17 protein-coding genes are annotated in these 15448 nt (G+C 67.6%); 5 read left to right on the forward strand and 12 right to left on the reverse strand.

The features are described from left to right. The coding region (locus AOQ37_RS42110) for a hypothetical protein (RefSeq protein WP_445407019.1) at positions 1-256 on the forward strand (256 nt) is incomplete at its 5' end. Between the two features lie 105 nt (positions 257-361). Here AOQ37_RS42110 and AOQ37_RS07605 read toward each other — a convergent pair. The 10 genes from AOQ37_RS07605 to AOQ37_RS07650 form a co-directional block, all read right to left on the reverse strand. Continuing rightward, positions 362-724 carry a glutamate ligase domain-containing protein gene (locus tag AOQ37_RS07605; protein ID WP_107085136.1) on the reverse strand — a complete coding sequence of 121 codons (363 nt, stop codon included), beginning with the start codon at positions 722-724 and terminating at the stop codon, positions 362-364. After that, positions 724-1272: a cysteine peptidase family C39 domain-containing protein gene (locus tag AOQ37_RS07610; RefSeq protein ID WP_234436835.1), complete on the reverse strand. Its 549-nt coding sequence runs from the start codon at positions 1270-1272 to the stop codon at positions 724-726. Before AOQ37_RS07610 ends, AOQ37_RS07605 begins: the two co-directional genes overlap by 1 nt. 12 nt (positions 1273-1284) lie before the next feature. Further along, a complete protein-coding gene (locus AOQ37_RS07615) occupies positions 1285-2376 on the reverse strand; it encodes a D-alanine--D-alanine ligase family protein (RefSeq protein ID WP_062642542.1) in 1092 nt (363 codons plus the stop codon). After that, complete coding sequence (gene dapF / locus AOQ37_RS07620; protein ID WP_062642543.1) at positions 2373-3173, reverse strand: diaminopimelate epimerase; 801 nt, start codon at positions 3171-3173, stop codon at positions 2373-2375. The genes AOQ37_RS07615 and dapF overlap by 4 nt, the downstream gene beginning before the upstream one ends. 61 nt (positions 3174-3234) lie before the next feature. Next, entirely contained in the window at positions 3235-3480 is a 246-nt protein-coding gene (locus AOQ37_RS07625; protein ID WP_062642546.1) for a hypothetical protein, read from the reverse strand. 82 nt (positions 3481-3562) lie between these two features. Continuing rightward, complete coding sequence (locus tag AOQ37_RS07630) at positions 3563-4105, reverse strand: NUDIX hydrolase (RefSeq protein WP_062642548.1); 543 nt, start codon at positions 4103-4105, stop codon at positions 3563-3565. Next, positions 4102-4488 carry a hypothetical protein gene (locus AOQ37_RS07635; RefSeq protein WP_234436836.1) on the reverse strand — a complete coding sequence of 129 codons (387 nt, stop codon included), beginning with the start codon at positions 4486-4488 and terminating at the stop codon, positions 4102-4104. Before AOQ37_RS07635 ends, AOQ37_RS07630 begins: the two co-directional genes overlap by 4 nt. A 95-nt stretch (positions 4489-4583) precedes the next feature. Then, complete coding sequence (locus AOQ37_RS07640; protein ID WP_062642552.1) at positions 4584-5429, reverse strand: helix-turn-helix domain-containing protein; 846 nt, start codon at positions 5427-5429, stop codon at positions 4584-4586. A gap of 27 nt (positions 5430-5456) precedes the next feature. Further along, the gene (locus tag AOQ37_RS07645) at positions 5457-5969 is read right to left on the reverse strand and encodes a DUF6879 family protein (protein WP_199824955.1); all 513 of its coding nucleotides are present in this window, start codon (positions 5967-5969) and stop codon (positions 5457-5459) included. Further along, positions 5947-6177 carry a hypothetical protein gene (locus AOQ37_RS07650; RefSeq protein WP_062642556.1) on the reverse strand — a complete coding sequence of 77 codons (231 nt, stop codon included), beginning with the start codon at positions 6175-6177 and terminating at the stop codon, positions 5947-5949. Before AOQ37_RS07650 ends, AOQ37_RS07645 begins: the two co-directional genes overlap by 23 nt. Positions 6178-7144: 967 nt before the next feature. Here AOQ37_RS07650 and AOQ37_RS07655 point away from each other — a divergent pair. Genes AOQ37_RS07655 through AOQ37_RS07665 form a run of 3 tightly spaced genes read left to right on the forward strand, consistent with a single transcriptional unit; the run spans position 7145 to position 11593 of the window. Further along, the gene (locus AOQ37_RS07655; protein ID WP_062642558.1) at positions 7145-8539 is read left to right on the forward strand and encodes a CapA family protein; all 1395 of its coding nucleotides are present in this window, start codon (positions 7145-7147) and stop codon (positions 8537-8539) included. Between the two features lie 27 nt (positions 8540-8566). Continuing rightward, a complete protein-coding gene (locus tag AOQ37_RS07660; protein ID WP_062642561.1) occupies positions 8567-10300 on the forward strand; it encodes an ABC transporter permease in 1734 nt (577 codons plus the stop codon). A gap of 57 nt (positions 10301-10357) precedes the next feature. Further along, positions 10358-11593, forward strand: a complete 1236-nt coding sequence (locus tag AOQ37_RS07665) for an ABC transporter ATP-binding protein (protein WP_062642563.1) — start codon at positions 10358-10360, stop codon at positions 11591-11593. A gap of 47 nt (positions 11594-11640) precedes the next feature. Here AOQ37_RS07665 and AOQ37_RS07670 read toward each other — a convergent pair whose 3' ends face one another. Further along, a complete protein-coding gene (locus AOQ37_RS07670; protein ID WP_062642565.1) occupies positions 11641-12636 on the reverse strand; it encodes a LysR family transcriptional regulator in 996 nt (331 codons plus the stop codon). A 104-nt stretch (positions 12637-12740) separates the two neighbouring features. Further along, positions 12741-13856: an ABC transporter substrate-binding protein gene (locus AOQ37_RS07675; protein ID WP_062642568.1), complete on the reverse strand. Its 1116-nt coding sequence runs from the start codon at positions 13854-13856 to the stop codon at positions 12741-12743. A 293-nt stretch (positions 13857-14149) separates the two neighbouring features. Here AOQ37_RS07675 and AOQ37_RS07680 point away from each other — a divergent pair, with 293 nt between their 5' ends. Further along, on the forward strand, positions 14150-15364 hold the full coding sequence (locus AOQ37_RS07680; protein WP_159401315.1) for an MFS transporter: 1215 nt from the start codon (positions 14150-14152) through the stop codon (positions 15362-15364). Positions 15365-15448: the final 84 nt, after the last annotated feature.

The following is a 15448-nucleotide window of genomic DNA, read 5'->3' on the forward strand; positions in this document are numbered from 1 at the left end:
TGTTAGGAGTTCTAAGGGCTTGCAGGGAATCAAGGTGTTGCCTCCCGTCCTGAGGCTCGTTGGTGTCGTAGGCGCATCGCGGATGAGACTCGGTGACCAACTCGCCGTGAAGTTCGCGGTGTTGCCCCCGCATCTGGATGAGCGGCAGCGACTGTTGTTGATGGCCGTGGAGGCCCGGGTGCTGGGGCACGGCGGTGTCGGGGCCGTGGCGGCGAAGGCCATGTGTAGGCGCTTCGCGGAGATGAAGAGTTCGTAGCCGGACTCCAGGGGAATTGACCCATCGCTCAGGAAGGGGTGGGAGGCTTGGAGTTCGGTGACGCCGGGGGACACAGTGGCGACCGCGTCCTGGACGATTTGGAACTCACAACCCTGTAACAGGTTGCCCTGTGAGGGCTTGGGCGATCTGCCAGAGCTGGCCGCCGCGGGACGCCTTGACGAGTACGACGTCGTCGGGGCGGAGGATGGAGTCGAGGTAGGCGGCGGCGGTGGCGTTGTCGGCGACCATTGCGATGTCCGGCACACCTGCCGCACCTGCCGCGAGGGCGAGTTGCTTGGCGAGGTCTCCGCCGACGGCCACGACGAGATCGACGCCGTTCTCGGCTGCCATGCGCCCGACCTCGCGGTGGGCTTCGACGGCAGCGTCGCCCAGTTCCAGCATCTCTCCGAGTACGGCGATCCTTCGGCCGGCTGCGGCCTCGGTCGTGTCGCCGTTTGTCTCGGTCATCAAGACTCTCCGTTGTGAATGAGGGGCGCGAAGGTGATCGCGCGGCCGGTGTAGGAGGGGGACAGTCGGCTGAGGCGGATGTGATGGTGTGTCTGGCCCCAGGCCGACGGGTCTCGGAAGTGGATCGTCGGGTCGGGGCCGTCCTCGTAACCGCGAAGGATGACGAGGTGGCCGCCGACGCGGCCGTCGTCGGGGAACTGCTCGGTCACGGACACGATGAGCGGGGCGTCATCGAGCCGCCTCGTCAGGTCTTCGACCGGTACGGGCTCGGCCGTCGAGGGGACTCCGAGGTCGGTCGCCAGGCTCGCGATCCCCGCGTGAACGGCTCCACGCGGGGTCAGTACCTCATGCTTCACCGCGAGTTTCAGGAGCTCCGTGATCGTGGGTGCTTCGCGCCCGTAGGCGAGCAGGATCATTCTCAGCGAGGCCAGGCCACACGCCCGGTTGGACCATTCGATCCTGTCCCCGAGTGCCCATCCGCCGTGCCGATCCCATTCGGCGGGGGCGATGAGCTGACGGCACAGGGGGACATCGTGGACGCGCGGCACAGCGGCGGGCTCCTACGGTGAGACGGCAGCCTCCCGAGCCCGTGTGGTGCTGGCGAACGCGGGAGTGGGCAGGGGGACATCGTATGGCGGGCGGGCCAGGGCCTCGTGGAGCATCGCCAACACGACGTCCGTGTGCGTGAGTCCGACCATCGCGGCGCCCACCGCGAAGTTGCTGTCTCGGGACATTCCCGGTGTGCTGTTGACCTCCAGCACGATCGGGTCGCCGTTTTTGGTGAGGATGAAGTCGATGCGTGCTGAACCGTGCAGCCCGAGTCCGTCCCACAGCGTCTGGGCGTGCCCGGTGACCTTATCCAACACCTCGGGCTCCAACTCCGCGGCGCGCACGGTGACGGCGCCCCTGGAGTCCACGTCGAGCTTTGTGTCGGCGTCGTAGAAGTCGGCGTCGGTGGCCTCGGTGGCAAGCGGCGGGAAGACGACGACCGAGCCGCCAGGCAGTTCCAGGAGCCCCACCGTCATTGGTGTCCCCGCCACGTACTCCTCGACGAGCACCTCCGCGCGCTCGTCGCCGGCCGCCTCCGCGAGAGCGCCGGGCAGGTCCGCCGGATCGTGTACGAGGCTCATGCCCACGCTGGATCCGCCGAAGGGCGGTTTGACCATAGCGGGGTGCCCGTTCCAGGTCACCGGGCCGCCGGACCAGACGTGCCAGCCGGGCGTGGGGACGCCGAGGGTCAGCATCACCCGCTTGCAGAGGATCTTGTCGGCGGCCACTGCGGATGCCGCGACTCCACTGCCGCAGTAGGACACGCGCAGGTAGTCGAGCAGCCCCTGCAACCGGCCGTCCTCGCCATAGGGGCCATGGAGATTGGAGAGGGCTACGTCGTACCCGACCAGGTCGATGATGAAGTCGGGCTCGCACGGGTCCAGCACCTTCCACCGGACTCCGATCTCTTCCAGCGCCGTGCCCAGGGCGGTGACAGATCGCTGCTCGGCCGGGCATTTCGAGTGGTAGAGCCTGTCCTCGGCGGACACGGGCCCGTAGATGAGGGCGACCCGGAGGCCCTGGCGGCTCTGCCCCCACTTGCGAAGTTCCTCGGTGGCCTTCTGCAGCGAGAGATCCGAGCTGGGTGTGAGGAAGAGCGTCATGCGAGTACCCCTTCGAAGGTGTCGGTGACTGGGCCGCCGACCCAGTGCGTTCGGGTCGGCCGGGCGTCGTGCGGCCGGATGGTGAGCGGTTGGCCGGCGAGGTTGTGGACGGTGACGGCGCGGGCGGTCACCAGCCCGCGCATGGTGGCGACGACGACGGCTGCCACCGCCCCGCTTCCGCACGAGAGGGTTTCGGCCTCGACTCCGCGCTCGTAGGTGCGGATCTTCAGTGCCTGATGGCCGGCGGACTGAACGAAGTTGACGTTCGTCCCGAGCGGGGCGACGTCGGCGTGGTGGCGCACGAGGCGCCCGACCGTCACCGCGTCGAGGGCGTCCACGTCGTCCACGATGGCGACGACGTGTTCTGTGCCGGTGTGGGCGCTGTCGAACCAGGTCGGTCTGCCGTTGATGACGGCCTGTAGACGCCGAGGGTGGACTGCGCCGACCTCGGCTGTGACCCATACGGAGTCGTCGGACACGACCGCCTCGTGCTCCACGCCGGCCATGTGGAGACTCAGCTCGCGAAAGCCGTGATCACGGTGCGCGGCCCAGGCGGAGCACCGCAGGGCGTTGCCGCACATGGTCGCGGTCGAGCCGTCCGCGTTGAAGCAGGTGACGTCGAGGATGGCTGGGCTGTGGCTGACCAGTCTGCTGATGACCAGGCCGTCCGCACCCACGCCGGTACGCCGGGCGCACAGGCGTTCTGCCTCCTTTTGCCACTCCTTGTCATCGTCCGGTCTGAGGTCGGAGAGCAGGATGAAGTCGTTTCCCGCGCCGTGGATCTTGCGGAAGCGCATGGCGAAGCTCCTCGCGTGGTGAGGTGAGAGTGAGGGTGCGGCGCCCAAGCAGGGCCGGGGGTCAGCGGAAGTCGATGGGCCGGTATGTGGTCCGGGCTTCTCGCATGACCCAGGGCTCCCGTCCGGCGAAGATCAGTACGCGGTGGGCTGCGGTGCCGGCGGATCTCATGTCCCGGACTCGCCGGTACTCGCCGTCGAGGTAGACGAAGTCACCGATGCGGACATCGCTCGGCGGTCGGGTGTTTCCCACCGTTCCGGCGGGCGGCGGGGGCAGGGGAGGCGGCTCCTTGGTCCTGTGCTCGTACATCAGCCCCTCCAGATGCCGAGCAGGAGAGAGCCGCCGAGTGCGACGAGGCTTACCACGTAGGCGAGTTGCTGGTTGCGGGGACTCATAGGGTTCCGATCAGGTGGTGCTCCACGCGGCTGCGGACTGACGGGATGCCAATGTTGGGGAGGGGCACCCAGGCCGCTGCACCGGTCTCGATCATTGACGGGAACACGGCGCCGGAGTGGGCCCGGAAGAGGTAGCGGATGCCGACCCGGAGGCGGGGCCCGTACTGGTGCTGTCCTGGTCTGGTCACGTCGACCAGGAAGGGTCCCTCGGCGCCGGGCTGCGTCCATACGTCGCGGATGCCGATTTCCTCGGCCAGCAGGCGCAGGGCCGCCTCACTGAGGGAGTCGTCCACCTCCTCCGGCTCCGCCTCCGCTAGGGCATAGCCTCTGTCGTGCCGCAGGCACAGGACGCGATTGTGCTCGTCGACGACGACCGCGCCCGTTGTCACGAGGGGACAGCGCTGGTCGTGGGTGCAGGCTCGGCGCTGTGAGTGGTCGCGGGCCGCGTCGTAGACCGGCATCAGCGCCATCCTGTCGTCGGGGTGCTCGTAGATGTAGTGGGAGAGTTCCCGCACGATCTGGTCGTCCCTCACGCTCACGGGGCATCCAGCCCGTTCCGCTCGGAGTAGATCCACAGCAGGCGCCGCGTCAGGAGGGCGGCACTGCGGAGGTAGAGGTAGGTCCCGAAGGTGGGCGTCTCGGGGGTCGGCCGGTTGGTGAGGTCGACCAACTTGGTTCCCTCGCGGAGGAGTTTGCGCACCTCGCTGTCGTCGTCGGCGCCCAGGTCCTCGCGGAGCAGGCGATTCAGGTGACGGGCGATCGCCGGCAGCTGCTGGTCCATCGCCGCGCGGGTCGTGGTGCCCATCCGCAGGCCGAGGACGGTATTCGTCTGCGAGGAGATCGCTTCTACGTCGATGAGGGTGTCGTCACCCTCGATGTCCTCGGCCGTCTCGAACGTCTTGCCCGTACTTGCCACAGTCATCACTGGCCCCTCCGGAGCACGCTTTCTGCCGTGCCCACAACGCTAGGAAGGGAAGTGGATGGGGCTCCATGAGTGTGCCGGAACTTGCCGGGCATTCACCCTAGAGATTCGATGGCAGCGGTGATGATTTCACGCGCTGCGGCGCCGTAGACGGCTAGTTCTGTCAGCTCGCCGAATGTTTTGGCATACATGGCAAGTTCGGGCTTCTGGACGACGGTGAGATGAGCCGAGACCAGTTCGACATTCACCAACTCGTCGTCGTACAAGAAGAATCCCTCGACCGGCCACAAACCCGAGCGGTCGGCGTCCTGGGGGATGATGCCGATGCTCACCGACGGCAGCGCCATGACGCTGAGCAGGTAGCCGAGTTGGCCAGCCATCACGTCGATTCCGCCGATGCGGTACCGCAGCACGCTCTCCTCCAGCAGGATCGCGAACTTGTGGTTCCCATAGACGACCTGCTGCTTCTCCACGCGCACCTTGACGGCCGCCGGAACATCGTCGATGAGCCCTCGGCGGTTACGAATGGAGGTCAGAAGCGCGGTGATGTACGAGGCCGTCTGAACGGGGCCGGGGATGAGCCAGGGCGAGTAAATACGGAAGCGCTCGGTGCGCTCCCATAGAGGAACCACGGACTCCTGCGCCCACTTGAGCCCGTGGCGCTCCATCTTGCGCCACTCGACATACATGCCCTCAATTCCGCGAGCCGTCGAGATGAGGTCCTCTGCTTGCTCCTCCGAACCGCACGCGGAACACCAAGCGCGAAGGTCGCGCTCCGAGGGAGCGCGCGTGCCGCTCTCGAAGCGCGAAGCCTTCGACTCGTGCCAGCCCAGGCTTTGGGCCAAAGCTCGCTTGGTAAGTCCGGCGGTCTTTCGGATTTCGGCCAGACGTTGTCCGAGCGCCTTGCGGGCTTCCTGGACACTCGAAGAGGGCGATGTCATCTCGGTGCGGCCGTGCTGTTCGGGCTGTCAGACAAGCTCGAACGCCGCGTGGGGTGTCGCGCGCTGCCACACGGCCTCGAAGGCCGACTCGCAGAGCTTCGCCACCTCAGGGTCTTCCGTGAGCTCGACCTCCATGTTCTCGCCCTCGCCGTCGAAATGGTTGACGAGGACGAGGTGGGAGTCGAACAGCCAGAAGTCGTTGCCCGGAAGCGCGATGTCGGTCGCGGAGCGCCGCGAGAGCCACCGCACGCTTTCGCCGGCCGAGATGTTCAGCCCGTCCGTCACGTCGTACTCGAAGCGGATGTACTCGCTGACCGGTGTCGAGACGACGCGGGCGCGTCGGACCTCGACGCCTCGCGATGTCGCCTCCGTGACGATGGCGTGCCAGTCGGCCCAGCGCTCGGCGGGGTCGAGGACCACACCGGCCTTCCAGTCGATGAAGGCCGGGTCCGACTTCATGTAGGCGTCGCGCATCTCCAGATGGACAGCCGTCCTCTGGCAGTCGCGGAACAGCTCCTCAAACGTCGGGGTCCTCGTCATCCTTCTTCACCTCCAGGAAGAACTGCACCATGCGCCGGGGGATCTCCACCACCGACTCGTGGCCGGGGATGTCCATCTGCCCGAGACGCTCGGCGTCCTCCACCTTCCACCCCTGCACGAGATAGCTGTCCTTCTCCTCGTCGAGGTAGATGGTGGGCGAGCCGCCACTCGGACTCTCCGGGTCCTTGCCGAGCCTGCGCAGGGCCATGATGTCCTCCTCGGATGCCGGTAAGGATCTCTGTGCCAGAGTTTGCCCGCGACTGAGCTGCCGAGCCAGGAACTTGCCCAAACTTGCCAGGACTTGGGCCGGCGACCCGAGCAGGGACGTCGGCAGACGGCGTAAGGCGCGTGGATGCCGTCCGAGTCGACTGACCACCAGCTCGCCGAAAGCAGACAGGGAAGACTCCCCAACCAAGCCCACCCTTAGTCGGGCTCTGATCTGCGGCGGCAGCAGGCTAGGAGACGTTGATCAGCATCCCTATGGGTACCTCTTAGCAGCTGGGCCTCTGGCCTGTGTTCTGCCTGTTCAGAGGGTGCTCTCTCAGTTTTCGATCTTGGTGGTTCGTGGCGGTCGGAAGCGGGTTACGGCGGTGTTGATGCTGGCCTTGATGGCGGGTCGTCAGGTCTATGGCGTAGCCGGACGCGGGTCGCCGGGAGCGCATCTGTGGGAAGTATCGACCTTGCGGCAGCGAAGGTCACATGGATGGACCGTCATGGGTGCGCCGGGGTGCTCGGGACCGCTCTGCTGGTTGCGCCCTGTGGCGGATCAGACTGGAGAGGTGTGTCCTGCCGCACGGCTCTCGTCACGGGCGCCGCCTGCGGCATCGGCCGGGCTGCCACCCTATCGCTTGCCGCCGCGGGAGCCGCGGTCACTCGCGTCGACGGGGATGAGTCGGGCGTTCGGGAGATGCCGAGTATGCGCTCCTGCCGCGTGGCTTTCCTCCCAGCCCCGTGGAAGCGGACGCGCTCCTGACTTCGAAATGCCGAGCTTTTCTTTCGCTGCTGACGGCCGGCCAGAAAGGCAACCGATAACCATCGCTGATGGGTGGAGTAGCAACTGTGGACTTCTCCGGGGGATCGGCGCTGCCCTAGCCTGGCGGAACGTGATGGCAGAGGTAGTCGCCGCGCCGCCCGGTGTGGCTGCGTCCGGCATTTCGAAGGGAAGTGCAGGTCATATGGCCCATACCGGCGACTGGTCGGTCGCGATTGCAGGCGAGTGCATGGTGACCAGGCCGTTCTCGATTCACCGTGAGCATGAATTCGAGGGTATTCGGGAGCTGTTCGCCGCCGCGGACGTCGGATACGCGCATCTGGAGATGAACTTCGGGAAGTTCTCAGAGGTGTATCCGGCCCGCGGTGACTGGTACGGCAGTTACATGCTGGCCGATCCCGGTATCGCGCGGGAACTGCGCGGGCTCGGCGTGGACGTGATGTCGACGGCGAACAACCACAGCCTGGACTTCGGGGCAGGGGCCCTGTTGTCGACCCTGGAGGCTCTCCGGGGCGCTGGGCTGGCCGGTGCCGGAACAGGCCGCGACCTGGACGCCGCGCGGGCCCCCGCTTTCGTGGAGACCCCTCGGGGCCGGATGGCGCTGATCTCGACCACCTCCGGCAACCGGCCGCACGAGTGGGCGGGCCGACCCAAGGAGACCATGACAGGCCGCCCGGGCATCAACCCGCTGCGGGTCACGACCACTTACGTGGTGCCCCGAGACTCCGCACAACACCTGCGGTCCGCCGCGGACCGGTTGAACATCCTGCGGACCAGCAAGGACTGCAAGCCGGGCACGACGGGCCGGAAACTCGACGCGAACGAATTCCAGTACAACCTGCCGGGAGGCCAGTCGGCCGCCGGAGAGATGGTCTTCCGCCAGGGCGACACATTCGAGATCCTCACCGAATGCCACGGCGGAGATCTGGAGGGGAACCTGCGGTCGATACGGTCGGCGGCGGCGATGGCCGACCTGGTCATGGTCGCGCATCACTTCAACATCTCCGAGGGGCCGCGCGGCGACCGTCCGCCACGGTTCGTCCGGGAGTTCGCCCACCGTGCGATCGAGGCCGGTGCGGACGTCTTCGTCGGTCACGGCTGGCACAAGACGCTCGGCATCGAGATCTACCGAGGCAGGCCCATCTTCTACGGGCTGGGCAACTTCTTCGCCCAGTCAGAGTTCCTGGAGCGCGTTCCGTACGACAGCTACGAGACGTGGGGACACGACGTGGACGCCCTGCCCACGCTCACCCCCGACGTCCACCCGCTGCACCCGGGGCTCGACACACCCTCCACCACGTGGTGGAGTTCGGCCGTCATCGACGTGCGCTTCACCGACGGCCGGCTCACCGATGTCATGCTCCATCCCGTCGAACTCGGCCGAGAGGTCTCCAAGGAGGCGAAGATCACCCGCGGTACCGGCAAGTCGGCCGAGCACCCCTTGACGGAGGGCCGGCCGCTGATCGCGGACCAGGTCAACGGCGCCCGCGTACTGGAGCGGTACCAGCAGCTGTCCGCCGAGTACGACACACCAGTGGAGATCGACGGGACCGTGGGCCGAGTGCGGCTCGAGGACTGACCGCGTCACGATCGGAGGCAGTGACACATGGCCACCCTGGCTCGGGAAGAGACCGCCCAACGGTCGCACGAGATCACAACGGCGGTCAGGGCGCGGTGGGGGCCCCGGGTCCTTCTGCTCCTCGTCGTCCTCCTCCTGGCCGTACTGGTGTTCCTTCCCACGGCCATGGTGTTCGTCCGCGCCTTCTCGGACGACCCCCGCAATCCCCTGTCCACCTTCACACTCCACGCGCTCGCCGACTCGTATGGATCTGCTCGGATCTGGCGGATTCTGGCCGAGACCATGGCCATGTCGGTGGCCTGCGGGATCCTCTCCACGGGCCTGGGCGGCGCCCTGGCCTGGGTTCTGGCCCGCACCGACGTGCCTATGAGGCGGACCTTCGAACTCGTGGTGATCGCGCCGCTGTTCCTGTCGCCGTTCATCGGCGCTCTGGCGTTCCTGGAACTCGGCGCACCGCGTACCGGCCTGCTGAACCAGATCGCGCGCGATCTCGGTCTGCCTGGCTGGGTGTCGATCGACGTGATGACGTTCCAGTGGCTGATCGTCATCCTGGCGCTGCACTACGTGCCGTACGGCTATCTGCTGGTGTCCGGGAGCCTGCAGAACATGGACGCGAGCCTGGAGGAGGCTTCGCACATGAACGGGCGGGGGACCGTGCAGACGGCGCTGCGTATCTCCCTGCCGGCCATCCGGCACGCCACGCTCTCCTCGGTCATGTTCGTCACCATCAGCGCCACCGGCATGTTCTCGGTACCGGCCCTGCTGGGTGCCAAGATGTCCTTCCACCCCCTGGCCGTGACGGTGTACCGCGCCACCAACGGCTACCCCAGCGACTACGCACTCGCCGCGGCCCTGGGCACCATGCTGGTGCTGCTCAGTGTGATCGGCCTGTGGCTGTACCAGCGGAGCCTGCGGCAGTCCTCGAAATTCGTCACGGTCACGGGCAAGTCGCAGAACAGGAAGCGGATTTCGTTGGGCCGCACCAAATACGCGGTGATCCTCCTGCTGTTTCTCTACGCTCTCGTCACCACAGTCCTGCCGTACGCCGCACTGTGCCTGCGTGCCTTCAGCACCTCGACCAACCTCGACGAGATCAACCTGACCACGCAGACCGTGCGCGATGTACTGGGCACACCCGAGTTGGAGAACGCGCTGGCCAACACAGTGATGGTGTCGGTGGCAACGGCTGTCGGCGCGGTGGCCGTGGGCATCCTGACCTCGTACGTCACCGAACGAGTCCGGCACAAGGGCTCCGGGCTGCTGAACGCCGTCGCGATGTCGCCCCTGGCCGTGCCAGGAATCGTCTTCGCCACCGGCGTGTTCGCCCTGTACCTCGGCACGCCGTTGTACGGCTCGCTCTCGATCATGGTGCTGGCCTACGTGGCGTCGTACCTGCCGCACGCGACCCGCGTGATCGGCAATGGGTTCGCCCAGATCGACAAGTCCCTGGAGGAGGCGTCGAGGATGTGCGGGGCGGGCCAGGCCCGCGTGCTGTCCACGATCCTGCTGCCGCTGATGCGGCCGTCGATAGCGGCCGGCGTCATCATGGTCTTCCTGTTCACGGTCCGTGAGATCAATACCGCGATCCTGCTCTACACGCCGGACACCATGCTGCTGTCCATCCTGTCCTTCAACTACGCCCAGCAGGCCTCGCTGCCCGCCGCCGCGGTCGTCGGGCTTCTGGAGACCGCGCTGATGATCGCGTGGATCGTCCTCATGCGCGCCCTGCTCCGGCCCGGGAAGCTGCACCAGCGGGCCTGACCCGCACGGACAACGCCGTAGAGACAGCACAGACACACGAACGAGGTGAGCAGATCGATGGACGAGCCGCACGGGAATCCGTCGTCGGACGACGGCCTGGTGGTGGAGGGACTCTTCGCCGACTACGGCGGCACGATGGCGGTCTCGGATGTGAGCCTGCGGATCGGCCGGTCGGAGTTCGTGACCCTCCTGGGCCCCAGCGGCTGCGGGAAGACGACCACGCTGCGCTGCGTCGCGGGCCTGCACACACCGAGGTCCGGGGACATCTCCCTGGGCGGCCGACGGCTGTACTCCCCGGGCACCAACATCCCGCCGCAAAAGCGGGACATCAACATGGTCTTCCAGTCCTACGCCGTGTGGCCGCACATGACGACCCTGGAGAATGTCATGTACGGACTCAAGGCGAAGAAGACGCCCCGGGCCCAGGCGCGTGAGAAGGCCCTGCGGATGCTGGAGCTGGTCGGCCTCGCGGAGTTCACGGGCCGCAACGCGACCGATCTGAGCGGTGGACAGCAGCAACGCGTCGCACTGGCCCGGGCGTTGGCGACCGAGCCGAGCCTGGTCCTCATGGACGAGCCGCTGAGCAACCTCGACGCGCAGCTGCGCGCCCGGATGCGGGACGAGATACGGCAGATCCAGCGCAGGACCGGGATCACGGTGCTCTACGTGACGCACGACCAGTCCGAGGCGCTCTCCATGTCCGACCGCGTCGTCGTCATGAACCACGGTGTCATCCAGCAGGCCGGGGCTCCCTGGGAGTTGTACCACCGGCCCGCGAACGCGTTCGTGGCGACGTTCGTCGGGGAGGCCAACGTCGTACCGGGCGTCGTCGCCGGCGTGGGGAGCCGTATGTTCACGGTGCGGGTGCCGACGCTCGGGCCGGACATGGTGGTCGACATCGCCCGCGGGACGATGGACGACTGCCCTGCCGTGGGCGACGCGATCTCCGTGGTCTTCCGTCCGGAGTGGGTGTGGGTCTCCAGGGAGACGGGTCCGCTTCCGGCGGCTCTCGACGGGAACGAGTTCCGGGCCAGGCTGGTCTCCAGCGAGTTCCTCGGCGACCACTTCGAGCGCACCTACGAGGCGGGCCGGCACCGGCTGCGGGTCCTGGCCGTCACCGGACCGACCTCCCCACCCCCGCGGATCGGAGCGGAGCAGGCCCTGCTGCTGACGCCGGAGAACCTCACCTGGTTCCCCGGCCACGACGAAGCAGCGCGCGCGGGCGACGACGCGGAGACGGCCCTGGACGACGGGCTCTCTGCCGGTGTGCAGACCGAAATGCTCGGCCGCTGACCCGTCGACCTGGGTGCCCGGCCGCTGCCCCGGAGGGGCCCGGGCGGTCAGGCGGGAGTCGGCATCGCCGTACGGGGGGAGGGGTGCGGCGAGGAATCGACCTTGGCCGGCAGCATGCTGAGGAACACCCGGGCCGCCCGGGTGACCTCACGGTCGGGCGGGCTCAGAATGACCGCGCCCCGCAGGAGGGGCAGCCCCGGGGCCGCCACGGCCCGCAGGAGCCCGGCGCCGAGGTCCTCCCGTACACAGAACTCGGGCAGAACGGCAAGGGCCAGCCCGTGGGTGACATAGGTGCGCATCGCCTCCAGGCCGCGGGATTCGAGCACCACGTGCAGAGTCGCGCCCACCTTCTCCGCCCAGCGCTCGACCAGTTCGCGGCTGCGCATCCCGTCCGCGAACGTGGCGAAGTCCACCTGCGCGAGGTAGTCGACGCGATCGGCCTCCGGCAGTGTGTGGATGCGGTCCTCGGGCCGGGCATAGAGGTACATCCGCTCCTCGATCGTGCCCAGGGCCGGGAACTCGCTAGGTGCCGGGTAGCGGCAGATGCCGAGGTCCGCGCGTCCGTCGGACAGCGCCTGTGTGCACGCCTGCCGCGACGGCTCGTGCCGGATGACCACGCGGACGGAGGGCGCCGTCTTCTTCATGGCCATGACGGCCTCGACGAGCAGGTGCCTGATGTGGTCGGAGTCGCTGACGACGGTGAGGGACGAGTCCTCCGGGAGGTCCTTCATCTGCTCCAGCCGGTGGTGGAAGCGGTCGGTGTACGACAGCACCTCCTCGGAGAACGCCAGCAACTCCCGCCCTGCGGCCGTCAGTTCGGACCTGGCTCCTTGTCGGCGTTCGAGCAGCGTGCAGCCCAGCAGGCGTTCGAGGTAGCGAATGCGCTGGGACACGGCCGGCTGGGTGAGGGTCAGCTCGGCGGCCGCGGCCCGGAAGGACCCGGCACGCGCCAGGGTCTGGAAGGTGAACATCTGCTCGAACGTCAGGCCCGCGATGAGCCGCTGACGGCTGGTGTGACGCCAATTGCCGCTGGGGAACGCCATCTTCTCTCCTGTCGCCGTGGACGGCCGTGGACAGTCGTGAACCCGGGAAGGGCCGCGTCCCGGGCGGCTCTTCCCGGGGTGTCGAGTCTTCGGGAGGTGAGTGGTCACTTTCCGAGGGTGGCGTTGACCTTGCTGACGAAGTCGGCGAAACCGTCGCCTTGCAACTCGGGTTGAGTGGCCATGCCGTACCAGATCTCGGGCTTCTGGTACCACGGTTCCCTGGCCACCTCGCGCTTGTCGACCCATCCGGTCCGGGTGCCGGTGCCGGAACCGTAGGTCGCCATCAGGTCGTGGCCCTCGTCGGACGTCGCCCATTCCATGAACAGGCGGGCGGCGTACGGATGGGGGATGGCGGTCGGCAGCCCGACCATCCAGAGGGCGGCGTTGGTGGGCTTCGGGTAGGCGTACTCGATCGGTGCACCGTCGGCGAGGTAGTCGTTGTAGAGCGTGTCGGTGCCGAACGTCACCGCGTACTCGCCCTTCACCAGCTGCTCGGCGATGGGGATCTGACTCTCGAAGAGAGCGGGATCGTTGTCGGCGACGCCCTCCAGCCACTTCCACCCGTACGTGTCGGACTGGTGGAGGATGACGTTGGCGTAGTTCCCCGCCGTGGTCGCGCCGCCGGTGTCACCCAGTGCGATCTGGCCCTTGAACGCGGGATCGGCCAGAGCCGCCACGGGGTCCTCGCGCAGCAGCTTCTCCTGCTCGGGGGTGGTCACCTCCGTGTTCCACGCCACCGCCCCGATGCTCTGGTGCAGGGGGTAGACGAGTCCTGTCAGCCCGGTGCCCGGCAGGACCTTGGCGAAGTCGTAACTGCCGTAGTTCTCGGTCTTGTAGTCGGTGATCCAGCCCTTCTTCTCGGCGTCCTGCCAGAGCTGGTACACGTTCTGGATGACGATGTCGGCGTTGTCGACACCGCCGCCGACTTCCTGGGCCCATTTCTGGAAGAGAGTCGTGCTGCCGTCCCGGTAGAGCTTGACCTGGATGCCGTACTTCTTCTCGAAATGCTTTACCCACGCGGTGGTTGATTTCTCCGTGGTGGCGGCGTAAAGGCTGACCTCGCCTTCCTTCTTCGCCTTCGCTATCAGGGCGGCCATTCCGCCGGCGTCGGCCGCGCTTTTCGGCAGGTTCTCGGTGCTGCCGCTTCCGGAGCCGCCGCAGCCCGCCAGCAGCAGGGAAATCGCGGCCGTGATCCCGACGAGTGCGGTTCTGATTCTCATGCTGACCAGCCTCCAACTCCGGGTTATCGGCAAGGGGATGGTCGCAACTGTCCGTAACCCGCCAGAAACAGTAGGGCCGCTCATCGACGGCTGAAAGCGTCGGATCCCTACTCGACTGATAAGGCCGGTCTTATCGCCCGATCGAAGTTCGGTGGCGTGGCTGTCCGCGCGATCACAGCATCTCCGCCCCTGAAGGTTGACAACATTGTCCACAGTCGGCAGGGGGACAGTACACGGATGTGCCGTGTCTGCGGAACGGTGCGGACGTGACCTTCCAGATGATGGAGGCACACATGACGGCAGGGCCCCGGCGGCCGACCGTTCCCTGGCGGGAACTGCTGCCGACCGCGCTGATACCCAACGTCCTCCACGGTTCCGGCCAAGGGGCGGCGGTGCCCGTCACGCTCCTGACGGCGCTGTCGTTGACGGGGTCCTCGGCGGTTGCGGCCGTGGTCGCGGCCCTGCTCACCGTCGGGCAGCTGTTGCTCGCCCTTCCGGCGGGGTGGCTGGTCTCCAGGTTCGGGGAGCGGCCCGCCATGCTCGCGTCCACGGCGGTCACGGGTCTCGGTGGTCTGGTGGCCCACCTGGCATCCTCGCTTTGGGTCCTCGCGGTCGGGGCCCTCCTCATCGGCAGCGGTGTCGCCGTCTTCACCATGGCCCGCCATACGTGGGTGACGGTGGCGGTGCCTGCGGAGGTGCGCGGCCGGTCGCTCTCCGCCCTGGCCGGGGCCACCCGGCTGGGACTGTTCACGGGCCCGCTCCTCGCGTCCGCTCTCATCCGGTTGACGGGTGAGGTGCGGGGCGGCTTCCTGGTCGTCGTGGCGGCGTCCGTGCTGCTGGCGGTCATCGTCGCGCGTGCCTCCTTTCCCGGAGCGGAGCCGGAGAAGCGCGACGACGGGCCGCGCCGGAGCGTCTTGGGCGTCGTCCGGGAACGACGGGACGTCCTGCTGACGCTCGGCCTGACCCTCTCGGTCGTGAACACGATGCGCAGCGCCAGACGCGTCCTCGTACCCCTGGTGGGCACGGCCGTGGGTCTGGACGGAGCGACCATCACGCTGGTCGTGGGCATCGCGGCCGGCCTCGACTTCTCCCTGTTCCACGTCGGCGGAGTGGTGACCGACCGATGGGGTCGGCTGGCGGTCGCCGTGCCCGCCCTGGTGGGGTTCGGGCTCTCCCACCTCGCTCTCGCCGCGGCGCCCCGACTGCCCGCCGGGCTCTGGTGGTTCCTGGCCGCCACGACGGTGATGGCCGCGGCCAACGGCTGGAGCGGCGGTGTCGTCGCCACCGTGGGCTCGGATCTCGCAGACCCGAGAGCGCCCGCGGTGTTCCTCGGCTCGTGGCGACTGACCACGGAACTGGGCCCCTCCACGGCGCCGTTCGCCGTAGCGGCCCTCGTCGGTGCCCTCTCCCTGTCCGCGGCGTGCGTGGCACTCGCCCTCCTCGCGGGGACGGCGGCCGCCGTGCTTCCGCCGTATGTGCGCAGACACCTGCCGAACGAGCGGCGTTAGCGCCTGGGGCTCAGGGCATCGACGACGTCGGACGTGCCCGTGCTTATAGCTCGATCACGAACGCTTTCGTACGGACTGTTGCAC

Source organism: Streptomyces maremycinicus, from assembly GCF_001184025.1.
Classification (GTDB): domain Bacteria; phylum Actinomycetota; class Actinomycetes; order Streptomycetales; family Streptomycetaceae; genus Streptomyces; species Streptomyces maremycinicus.

Excerpts from the sequence above, each read along its gene's own strand:
- AOQ37_RS07605 (WP_107085136.1), bottom strand. The coding sequence starts at position 724 with ATGACCGAGACAAACGGCGACACGACCGAGGCCGCAGCCGGCCGAAGG.
- AOQ37_RS07615 (WP_062642542.1), bottom strand. The coding sequence starts at position 2,376 with ATGACGCTCTTCCTCACACCCAGCTCGGATCTCTCGCTGCAGAAGGCC.
- dapF (WP_062642543.1), bottom strand. The coding sequence starts at position 3,173 with ATGCGCTTCCGCAAGATCCACGGCGCGGGAAACGACTTCATCCTGCTC.
- AOQ37_RS07625 (WP_062642546.1), bottom strand. The coding sequence starts at position 3,480 with ATGTACGAGCACAGGACCAAGGAGCCGCCTCCCCTGCCCCCGCCGCCC.
- AOQ37_RS07635 (WP_234436836.1), bottom strand. The coding sequence starts at position 4,488 with ATGACTGTGGCAAGTACGGGCAAGACGTTCGAGACGGCCGAGGACATC.
- AOQ37_RS07640 (WP_062642552.1), bottom strand. The coding sequence starts at position 5,429 with ATGACATCGCCCTCTTCGAGTGTCCAGGAAGCCCGCAAGGCGCTCGGA.
- AOQ37_RS07645 (WP_199824955.1), bottom strand. The coding sequence starts at position 5,969 with ATGACGAGGACCCCGACGTTTGAGGAGCTGTTCCGCGACTGCCAGAGG.
- AOQ37_RS07650 (WP_062642556.1), bottom strand. The coding sequence starts at position 6,177 with ATGGCCCTGCGCAGGCTCGGCAAGGACCCGGAGAGTCCGAGTGGCGGC.
- AOQ37_RS07655 (WP_062642558.1), top strand. The coding sequence starts at position 7,145 with ATGGCCCATACCGGCGACTGGTCGGTCGCGATTGCAGGCGAGTGCATG.
- AOQ37_RS07660 (WP_062642561.1), top strand. The coding sequence starts at position 8,567 with ATGGCCACCCTGGCTCGGGAAGAGACCGCCCAACGGTCGCACGAGATC.
- AOQ37_RS07665 (WP_062642563.1), top strand. The coding sequence starts at position 10,358 with ATGGACGAGCCGCACGGGAATCCGTCGTCGGACGACGGCCTGGTGGTG.
- AOQ37_RS07670 (WP_062642565.1), bottom strand. The coding sequence starts at position 12,636 with ATGGCGTTCCCCAGCGGCAATTGGCGTCACACCAGCCGTCAGCGGCTC.
- AOQ37_RS07675 (WP_062642568.1), bottom strand. The coding sequence starts at position 13,856 with ATGAGAATCAGAACCGCACTCGTCGGGATCACGGCCGCGATTTCCCTG.
- AOQ37_RS07680 (WP_159401315.1), top strand. The coding sequence starts at position 14,150 with ATGACGGCAGGGCCCCGGCGGCCGACCGTTCCCTGGCGGGAACTGCTG.